2 protein-coding genes are annotated in these 1,230 nt (G+C 49.0%); both read left to right on the forward strand.

Annotated features, from left to right (window positions below):
- Positions 1–753 (forward strand): Mu transposase C-terminal domain-containing protein (locus GGR02_RS17215; RefSeq protein ID WP_183186158.1); only part of this gene is annotated, 753 nt, incomplete at its 5' end.
- Positions 746–1,230, forward strand: a 485-nt coding sequence (locus GGR02_RS17220) for an ExeA family protein (RefSeq protein ID WP_183186159.1), incomplete at its 3' end; no start/stop codon positions are given. The genes GGR02_RS17215 and GGR02_RS17220, both read left to right, overlap by 8 nt.

Consider the following 1,230-nt stretch of genomic DNA (forward strand, 5'->3'; position numbering starts at 1 on the left):
GTGATTCGAGAGAATGGAAAGGCGCAAAAAACGTTTCTGATCGCCTACATCGATGATTGTTCACGGGTCGTGCCGTATGCCCAGTTTTTCTCTTCCGAGAAATTTGACGGGTTGCGCATCGTGACAAAAGAAGCGTTCCTGCGGTACGGGAAACCGAAGCGCATCTACTCCGATAACGGCAAAATTTATCGATCGGAGACCCTACAATATGCTTGCGCAGAATTAGGAATCACGCTCATTCATACGCAGCCATATGATCCACAAAGCAAAGGGAAAATCGAGCGATTTTTCCGGACGGTGCAAACTCGGTTTTACCCGTTGTTGGAGATGGAGCGAGCGACGTCGCTTCAAGCGTTGAACGAGCGCTTCTGGAAGTGGCTCGAAGAAGACTACCACCGGAAGCCCCATGCGTCACTAGAAGGAAAAACGCCACATGAAGTGTTTCAATCGCAAGTGCACATGGTATCGTTCGTGGAGGATGCGACTTGGCTGGACACGATTTTTTTGAAACGGGAGTTTCGCAAAGTGAAGGCGGATGGGACGATTACGTTAAACAAACAGCTGTATGAGGTTCCGCCTCGATTTATTGGACAATCCGTGGAAATTCGGTATGATGAGCAAGGGGTGTATGTGTACGAAGACGGCAAAGAAGCAGCGAAAGCGACGCTCGTGCGCATGCATGAGAATGCCCATGTCAAACGTCATCGATCGCCGTTTGCGGGGCTAGGAAAGGAGGCCGGAACGGATGTATAAAACATTCTACTCCCTTTCTCGAGAGCCGTTTTCGAAAGACACTAACCCGTCGGAAGCGTATCGAGGGACTTCTTACGAAGAGGCCTTACACGCGTTGGATTACGTGAAACGAACGAAAGGAATCGGTCTACTGACAGGAGAGCCGGGGGCGGGGAAAACGTTCGCCCTTCGGACATTCAAAGAATCGTTGAATCCCTCGTTGTATCACGTCGTGTATTTCCCGTTATCGACGGGCGGGGTGATGGATTTTTATCGAGGATTAGCCTTAGGGTTAGGCGAGGAACCGAAATACCGCAAGGTGGACTTGTTTTACCAAATTCAACAAGGGATCGAACGAATGTATCAGGAACGTCGAATCACTCCAGTGATTCTGCTAGATGAAATGCATCTTGCGAAAGATGCGTTTTTGCAAGATATCGCCATTCTGTTTAATTTTCACATGGACTCCACGAATCCGTTCGTGTTGATTTTGGCAGG

The sequence above is a fragment of the Anoxybacteroides voinovskiense genome, from assembly GCF_014196205.1.
Lineage (GTDB): Bacteria > Bacillota > Bacilli > Bacillales > Anoxybacillaceae > Anoxybacteroides > Anoxybacteroides voinovskiense.